Source organism: Streptomyces sp. B15, assembly GCF_018070605.1.
GTDB classification, from domain to species: domain Bacteria; phylum Actinomycetota; class Actinomycetes; order Streptomycetales; family Streptomycetaceae; genus Streptomyces; species Streptomyces smyrnaeus.
This window is the reverse complement of the sequence record NZ_JAGPXJ010000171.1, coordinates 1-7,207: the sequence shown is the minus strand read 5'-3', so window position 1 is coordinate 7,207 and position 7,207 is coordinate 1. Positions and strand designations below refer to the sequence as shown.

Below are 7,207 nucleotides of genomic sequence, written 5' to 3'. Positions count from 1 at the left end.
GCACCGGGTCGTCGTTGGTGTACGGCAGCACGGTGAAGCCGTCGTCGACCAGTGTCTCGGCGGCGTCGAGCAGCTCGACGGGGTCGGGCAGCAGGGTGCGCTCGTCGGCGACGACCTCCAGTTTCACCCAGTCCGTCCCCAGCGCCTCCCGCGCCAGCCGCGCGGTGAGTACCGCCTCACCCGCGGTGTAGCACCCGGCGGTGTTCGGCAGGGTCCGGATGCCGTGCTTGTCGAGTACGGACAGCACGGAGCCGCTCACCGACGGGTCGAGCCGCCGCATCGCGACCGTGGTCAGTTCCGTGCCGGAGGCCAGCAGGGCGCGTTCGAGGACGTCGAGGCTGGGGGCGCCGCCGGTGCCCATGATCAGTCGCGAGGTGAAGGTGGTGTCGCCGATGGTCAGCGGATCGTCGGCCATGGTGGTGCTCAGCCTCCCTGGACTGCGGTGAGAACTTCGACGCGGTCGCCCTCGTCGAGCCGGGTCGCTGCCCAGCGGCTGCGGGGGACCACGCTCTCGTTGAGTGCGGCGGCCACGCTGGAGGGTGCGGTGGTGAGGGTGGCCACGAGCTGGTCGAGGGGGAGCCCGGGGGTCACCTGTCGGGGCTCGCCGTTGACGGAGACGGTCACCGGCCTGGTGGTGGAGGTCATGCGGGCTGCTCCTGGGGTGCACGGGTCGGGGAGGTGTCGAAGCGCCGGGGCGTGAAGGGACGCGCGGGCTCGGGCAGCCGGCCCGTGGTCAGCGATACGGCCAGCACCTCGCCGGTGAGGGGGGTCAGCAGGACGCCGTGCCGGTAGTGGCCGGTGGCCAGGTGGAGGCCGGTCAGTGCGGTGGGTCCGAGCAGCGGCGCGTTGTCGGGGGAGCCGGGGCGCAGCCCGGCGCGGGTCTCGGCCAGTGGCAGCTCGGTGACGCCGGGAACCAGTTCGTGTGCGTCCCGCAGCAGCTCGTAGACGCCGCCGGCGGTGACCGTGGTGTCCCAGCCGAGTTCTTCGCTGGTGGCGCCGACGACCAGCTCGCCGTCCTGGCGCGGTACCAGGTAGAGGGCGCCACCGCGCACGACGGCGCGGACCGTACGGGAGAGGAAGGCGCCGTGCGGCTCGGCCGGGGGCATGCGCAGCCGTAGTACCTGGCCTTTCACCGGGCGGATCGGGGGTGCCACCTCGGGGGGCAGCCCTTCCAGGGTGCCGCTGCGGGAGCCCAGGGCGAGCACCGTCTGCCCGGCGTGCACTTCCTCGCCGTTCTCCAGCGCGGCGCCCACCGCGCGGTCCTGTGCGGTGGTCAGCCGTAGTGCGCGGGAGCGCAGGAAGGTGACGCCCGCAGTCTCGCAGGCGCGCAGCAGCGCGGCGGCCAGTCGGCGCGGATCGATCTGGTGGTCGCCGTCGACGCGGGCGCCGCCGCGTACGGAGGGGGCGAGCATCGGCTCCAGGCGGCGGCATTCGCGCCCGGTCAGCCACTGCGAGTCCAGTCCGCACCGCTGCTGGAGGGCGTGCAGTTCGCGCAGGTGGGCGCGGTCGTCGGCGTCGAGTGCGACGGCCAGGGTGCCGCAGGCCCGGTAGCCGGTGTCCAGACCGGTGGCCTCTTCCAGTTCGGCGACGAAGTCCGGATAGCGTGCGGCCGAGGCGAGGTTGAGGTCCAGCAGTGTCTCCTCGCCGTAGTGCAGTTCGGTGACGGCTGCCAGCATGCCTGCCGCGACCTGGGCGGCTCCGCCGCCGGGTTCGGGGTCGGCGACGGTGACCGTCAGACCGCTTCCGGCGGCGCGCCAGGCGGTGACCAGGCCGATGAGCCCGCCGCCGAGTACGAGTACATCGGGGTTCTGGTGGGACGCTGCCGGAATCGCCGTGCCGCGCATGGGCGCTGCTTCTCCCTTCGCCGGAATGACCCGGATCAGGTTCGGACGGTCGGAGGCCGTCGCAGCCTCCCTCTCAGCCCGGTGCGCCCGGGCTCCCGCGTATGCCGTAACTACCGCACCCACCCTACTGCGGTGCCCGCGGGCCGGGTAAGGGCCACCGGGGGCCTCGGGCACGCCCCGCCGGCGGGCCTACGACCGGTGACCGATGGCCGCGCGGGCCGACCGGCATACAGTGATCGCGTGAGTGACGGTCAGAAACAGCAGCGGGTCGTGATCGTGGGCGCCGGGATGGCCGGTGTGCAGGCCGCCGTGCAACTGCGTGAACAGGGCTGGCCCGGTTCGGTGCGGCTGGTGGGGGCCGAGCCGCACGCGCCGTACGACAGGCCGCCGCTGTCCAAGGCGGTGCTGCTCGGCAAGGGCGAGGAGGCGCAGGCGCCGCTCTTCGACATCGACTTCGCGGGGCTGGGCATCGAACTGGAGCTGGGCAGGACGGTCACCGGGCTGCGGGCCGACGAGCGGCTGCTGGTCACCGACGCGGGTCCGGTCCACTACGACCGCCTTGTCGTGGCGACGGGTGCCGAGCCGGTCGGCCTGCCCGGCAGTGAGGGTGTGCCCGGCGTCCATCTGCTGCGCACCCTGGACGACGCCCGGCGGCTGCGGCCGGTACTGGCGGCCCGGGGCAGGATCGTGGTGGTCGGTGCGGGCTGGATCGGCGCGGAGTTCGCGACGGCGGCGCGCGAGCGGGGCTGCGAGGTCACCGTTGTGGAGGCCGCCGCGACGCCACTGCCGGGCGCGCTTCCGTCGCAGGTCACCGAGCCGATGCGGGGCTGGTACGCGGAGGCCGGGGCGACGCTGCGCACCGGGGTCGCCGTCGAGGCGGTGGAGCGCGGCGGGGTGCTGCTCGCCGACGGGACGCGGCTGGCGGCGGACGCGGTGCTGGTGGGGATCGGGGCCCGCCCCGCGACCGACTGGCTGCGCGGTTCCGGTGTGGAGCTCGGCCCGGACGGCGCCGTGGTCGCCGACGCCCGGCTGCGTGCCTCGGTCTTCGGCAGCCACGCGTCCGGCGTCTACGCGGTGGGCGACTGCGCCTCCTTCCCGTCGGCCCGCTACGGCGAGCGGCTGCTGATCCACCACTGGGACAACGCGCTCCAGGGCCCCCGTACGGTGGCCGTCAATCTGCTGGCCGAGGGGCATGCCGACGGTGAGGCCGACAGCGTCGTCTACGACCCGGTGCCCTACTTCTGGTCCGAGCAGTTCGGCCGCTTCGTGCAGTACGCCGGCCACCACGGCCCGGGCGACGAGCTGGTGTGGCGCGGCTCTCCGGACGGTGCCGCCTGGACGGTGTGCTGGCTGCGTGAAGGGCGGCTGGCCGCGCTGCTGGCCGTCGGCCGTCCGCGCGATCTCGCGCAGGGCCGGAAGCTGATTCAGCAGCGTACGGCCGTGGACCGGACGCTGGTGGGCGACGCGGCCGTCGCCTTGAAGCAGGCGGCGCGGTAGTGACCGTCGGTCCCAGATGGCAGTCTGGAACCCGTGACCGAGATTGACGCAAAGACCGATGCTCTCGTCCCCGCCTGGCTCACCCTTCCCGACGTCGCCGAGAAGCTCGGCGTCGAAGTGACCCGGGTGCGGCAGCTCGTGAAGGAAGGCCAGCTGATCGCCGTGCGGCGGGAGGCGGAGTCCGGGAACAAGGTGCTCCAGGTTCCGGCCGCCTTCATCGGGGAGGGCCGGATCGTGAAGGGCCTGGCGGGCACCATCACGCTCCTGAAGGACGACGGCTTCAGCGACGAAGAGATGCTGGAATGGCTGTTCACCGAGGACGAGTCCCTGCCCGGCTCGCCCGTGACGGCCCTGCGGGAGAACCGGGGCACGGAGGTCAAGCGCCGCGCCCAGGCGCTCGCCGTCTGACCCCGCCGCCCGGCTCGCGCCGGGCCCAGTGGAAGAACACCGACACCACCGGGTGCGTGGACCCGCCGCGGGTCCACGCACCCCTCACGGGGGGAAGCACCGCACCATGTCCCGTACCGCCACCACGTCCGCCACCTCCGCCGCGCCCGCCGACGCCCGTCGGCGACTCGCCGACGCACGGCTGTACCTGTGCACCGACGCCCGCAAGGAGCAGGGTGACCTTCCCGCGTTCCTGGACGCGGTGCTGGCCAACGGGGTCGACATCGTCCAGCTGCGCGACAAGACCATGGAGGCCGCGGAGGAGCTGGCGCATCTGGAGGTGTTCGCCGACGCCTGCCGCCGGCACGGCGCGCTGCTGGCCGTCAACGACCGCGCGGACGTCGCCCACGCCGCCGGCTCCGACGTGCTCCACCTCGGCCAGGGCGATCTGCCGGTCCCCGCGGCCCGCGCCCTGCTCGGCAACCTCGACAAGGAGGTGCTGATCGGCCGCTCCACCCACTCTGCCGCCGAGGCGGACGCGGCGCTGGCCGAGCCCGGCGTCGACTACTTCTGCACCGGACCGTGCTGGCCGACCCCCACCAAGCCGGGGCGCCCCGCACCGGGGCTGGATCTCGTCCGTCACACTGCCGCCCGTACCGGTACGGATCCGGCGTCCCGGCCGTGGTTCGCCATCGGCGGTATCGACGCGGGCAATCTGGACGAGGTGCTGGAGGCCGGGGCCCGCAGGGTCGTGGTGGTCCGCGCGCTCACCCGGGCCGACGATCCGGGGGCTGCCGCGGCCTCTCTCGCACAGCGGCTGCGGCAGGCGGCCGAGGCCGGCCCGCGGCCCTTGGTGCCGTGACCGGGCGCTTCCGTAGCACGGGGCGGCCGGCCGTCCAACAGGTGGACATCAGCCATCCGGGAATCGGACAGATCATCCCGTACCGTCCCAGGGTCGAGTCACTCTGCAGGCCAGGCCGCTAGCCTGCAGCTATGGCCATCGGTATCTCAGCTCCCAGGACAGACCGTCCGCCGACTGTGCGTGATCTGCTCGCGAGCGGAGAGCAGTCCTTCTCCTTCGAGTTCTTCGCGCCGAAGACCGAGAAGGGAGAGCGGACCCTGTGGGACGCGCTGCGGCGCATCGAGGCGGTGTCCCCGACCTTCGTGTCCGTCACCTACGGCGCGGGCGGCTCCTCGCGTGAGGGCACGGTCCGCAACACCGAGCGCATCGCCAACGAGACCACACTGACCCCGGTCGCTCATCTGACCGCGGTCGACCACTCGCGGGCCGAGCTGCGCAACGTCATCGGGCAGTACGCCGACGCGGGCATCCGCAACGTGCTCGCACTGCGCGGCGACCCGCCCGGCGATCCGCTGGGGGAGTGGGTCAAGCACCCCCAGGGCATCAACTACGCCTCCGAACTCGTCGAGCTGATCAAGGAGTCCGGCGACTTCTGTGTCGGCGTGGCGGCCTTCCCGGAGATGCACCCGCGCTCCACCGACTGGGAGAGCGACGTCCGGCACTTCGTGAACAAGTGCAGGGCGGGGGCCGACTACGCGATCACCCAGATGTTCTTCCGGGCCGAGGACTATCTGCGCCTGCGGGACAAGGTCGCGGCGGCCGGCTGCCACACGCCCATCATCCCGGAGATCATGCCTGTCACGAACGTGAAACAGATCGAACGGTTCGCGCAGCTGAGCAACGCCACCCTGCCGCCCGAGATGATCGAGCGGCTGCAGGCGGTCCAGGACGATCCGGCGGCGGTACGCTCGGTCGGAATCGAGTACGCCACAGACTTGTGTGCGAGGCTGATGGCCGAAGGCGTCCCGGGGCTGCACTTCATCACGCTCAACCACTCCACGGCGACGCTGGAGATCCACCAGAATCTCGGCCTTCGGGAGAGGGCTACTCTGGGCCTTCGCAAGGGGGCTTGAGCCACGGATCCGCCCACGGGGCGGCGGGAGCGGGAAGAGGGGCGTAGATGGGCTGGACGGTCCTCTATATCGCGTTCGGCGTGGTCGCGCTGTGGCTGCTGGGCGAGGTCCTGCTCCAGTACAAGGCCCGGCTGCGCTGGCGGGCGCTGGCCTTCACCGGCTTCCTGGGCGTGGTGGTGGGCACCGTGCTGCCGTCGGTCCTGGTGATCGGTGTCGGCATCGCGGCCTTCGCCGTCGGCCAGACCTTCGTCACGCTCTCGGTCCGCAGCGGGTTCACCGCCGGGTGGTCGCTCGGCGGTGGCCCCGGCTCCAGCCGGCGCCGCCGGTCGGGCGCGGCGCCCGGCCCGGACACCGCCTCCCTGGAGGTCTCCGACCTGCGCACCCACGGCCCCGGTGCCGTCCCGGCCCCCGGTACGGCGCCCGTACCCGACCCGGTCGACGACTACGGCCCGCAGGGCTACGGCCAGCCGGAGCCCGCCGCCGGGTACGGCGCGGAGACCGACACCGGTGCCGACTACGGGTACGGCGGCTACCAGGCCGCGGAGGGCTATGGCGGTTACGGCAGCCACGAGAGCTACGGCGGCCACGGCGGTCACGGCTATGACAGCTACGAGGAAGAGGCCTCGGTCTTCGGCCGCCCGCCGGCCCCGGCCCCGGAGCAGACGCAGGTGTACGCCTACGGGGCCGGGCAGGGCGAGCAGTACGCCGGCCAGTACGCCGGATACGCCGACCCCCCGGCGGCCGGTGACCCCTCCGAGTACCAGAACCAGCCCGCCTACCAGGAGTACGCGGACCCGTACGGCGGCTACGGCGGCTACGGAGACGAGCACGCCTATCAGGCGCAGCAGCCGGCCCAGCAGCCCTACTACCCCGAGGTCCCCGAGACACCGCCCGGCGGGGTCTGGGTTCCCCAGCAGCGGGACGCGGGCGCGCCGCTGCCTCCGGCGGAGCCGCCTCCGTCCCCGTACGGCTACGGGAACGAGTACGGCGACCACTACGGCAACGACGCGGCCGACCAGCAGCCCCAGCCCTACCCGCAGCAGGCGCCGCAGTACCCGCAGGACTACTACGGCAGCGGCCAGTACTGAGGCCGAAGGTACGCCGAAAGGTGCGGGGCCCGGCCGGTGCGGGTCACACCGAGCCGCGCCACTCGGGGTCCTGTACGAGCCCCGCCACCATCGCGCCGCTCATGCCGGCCCCGGGCAGGCCGCCCCCTGGGTGGGACCAGCCGCCCGCCAGATACAGGCCCGGCAGTCCGGTCGGGTTGGCGGGGTGCAGGAAGGCACCGTCGGCCCCGGGCAGCGCGGGCGGCGGCACCCGGCCACCGGCAGCACCCGTCTCCGCCTCGTTGTCGGCGGGGGTACGCACTTCGCGCCACAGCAGCCGCTCGCTCAATCCCAGCCCCGCCGCGTCCGTCGCCGCCAGCAGCTGCTCGGCGAGCTGTTCGGCCGCGGCGGCATCGGCGGCCGAACCCGGCGGTCCCGGCAGCGAGAGCACCGCCGTCTCGTGCGCGTCGTCCGGCCGCAGCGCCGGGTCGTCGGGCC

7 protein-coding genes, 2 pseudogenes and 1 riboswitch are annotated in these 7,207 nt (G+C 73.3%); of the genes and pseudogenes, 5 read left to right on the top strand and 4 right to left on the bottom strand.

Annotated elements, in window-relative coordinates; genetic code table 11:
• From KBY19_RS35270 to thiO, 3 genes and pseudogenes are all read right to left on the bottom strand, one after another.
• A pseudogene (locus KBY19_RS35270) lies at positions 1-415 on the bottom strand (thiazole synthase); the annotation flags it as partial.
• Positions 416-423: 8 nt separating this feature from the next.
• Positions 424-645 carry a sulfur carrier protein ThiS gene (thiS, locus tag KBY19_RS35265; RefSeq protein ID WP_210967460.1) on the bottom strand — a complete coding sequence of 74 codons (222 nt, stop codon included), beginning with the start codon at positions 643-645 and terminating at the stop codon, positions 424-426.
• Positions 642-1,844 (bottom strand): glycine oxidase ThiO, encoded by a 1,203-nt coding sequence (gene thiO / locus KBY19_RS35260; protein WP_185016644.1) that lies wholly within the window; start codon positions 1,842-1,844, stop codon positions 642-644. The genes thiS and thiO overlap by 4 nt, the downstream gene beginning before the upstream one ends.
• Positions 1,840-1,954, bottom strand: a riboswitch (TPP riboswitch). Its footprint overlaps the gene before it by 5 nt.
• Before the next feature lie 130 nt (positions 1,955-2,084).
• On the opposite strand from thiO, the gene KBY19_RS35255 reads away from it, so the two are divergent.
• The 5 genes from KBY19_RS35255 to KBY19_RS35235 all read left to right on the top strand — a co-directional run bounded on the left by KBY19_RS35255 (position 2,085) and on the right by KBY19_RS35235 (position 6,751).
• On the top strand, positions 2,085-3,341 hold the full coding sequence (locus tag KBY19_RS35255; protein ID WP_185016643.1) for an NAD(P)/FAD-dependent oxidoreductase: 1,257 nt from the start codon (positions 2,085-2,087) through the stop codon (positions 3,339-3,341).
• A gap of 33 nt (positions 3,342-3,374) precedes the next feature.
• Complete coding sequence (locus KBY19_RS35250; protein WP_099879917.1) at positions 3,375-3,749, top strand: Rv2175c family DNA-binding protein; 375 nt, start codon at positions 3,375-3,377, stop codon at positions 3,747-3,749.
• A 106-nt stretch (positions 3,750-3,855) separates the two neighbouring features.
• Complete coding sequence (thiE, locus tag KBY19_RS35245) at positions 3,856-4,590, top strand: thiamine phosphate synthase (protein WP_185016642.1); 735 nt, start codon at positions 3,856-3,858, stop codon at positions 4,588-4,590.
• Between the two features lie 131 nt (positions 4,591-4,721).
• On the top strand, positions 4,722-5,663 hold the full coding sequence (gene metF / locus KBY19_RS35240) for a methylenetetrahydrofolate reductase [NAD(P)H] (RefSeq protein ID WP_099879913.1): 942 nt from the start codon (positions 4,722-4,724) through the stop codon (positions 5,661-5,663).
• A gap of 47 nt (positions 5,664-5,710) precedes the next feature.
• Positions 5,711-6,751, top strand: coding sequence for a hypothetical protein (locus KBY19_RS35235; RefSeq protein ID WP_247691737.1), 1,041 nt, complete (start codon positions 5,711-5,713; stop codon positions 6,749-6,751).
• A gap of 43 nt (positions 6,752-6,794) precedes the next feature.
• Here KBY19_RS35235 and KBY19_RS35230 read toward each other — a convergent pair.
• Positions 6,795-7,207 (bottom strand): annotated as a pseudogene (locus tag KBY19_RS35230) (NAD(P)/FAD-dependent oxidoreductase); the annotation flags it as partial.

Excerpts from the sequence above, each read along its gene's own strand:
- thiE (WP_185016642.1), top strand. The coding sequence starts at position 3,856 with ATGTCCCGTACCGCCACCACGTCCGCCACCTCCGCCGCGCCCGCCGAC.
- thiS (WP_210967460.1), bottom strand. The coding sequence starts at position 645 with ATGACCTCCACCACCAGGCCGGTGACCGTCTCCGTCAACGGCGAGCCC.
- KBY19_RS35235 (WP_247691737.1), top strand. The coding sequence starts at position 5,711 with ATGGGCTGGACGGTCCTCTATATCGCGTTCGGCGTGGTCGCGCTGTGG.
- thiO (WP_185016644.1), bottom strand. The coding sequence starts at position 1,844 with ATGCGCGGCACGGCGATTCCGGCAGCGTCCCACCAGAACCCCGATGTA.
- metF (WP_099879913.1), top strand. The coding sequence starts at position 4,722 with ATGGCCATCGGTATCTCAGCTCCCAGGACAGACCGTCCGCCGACTGTG.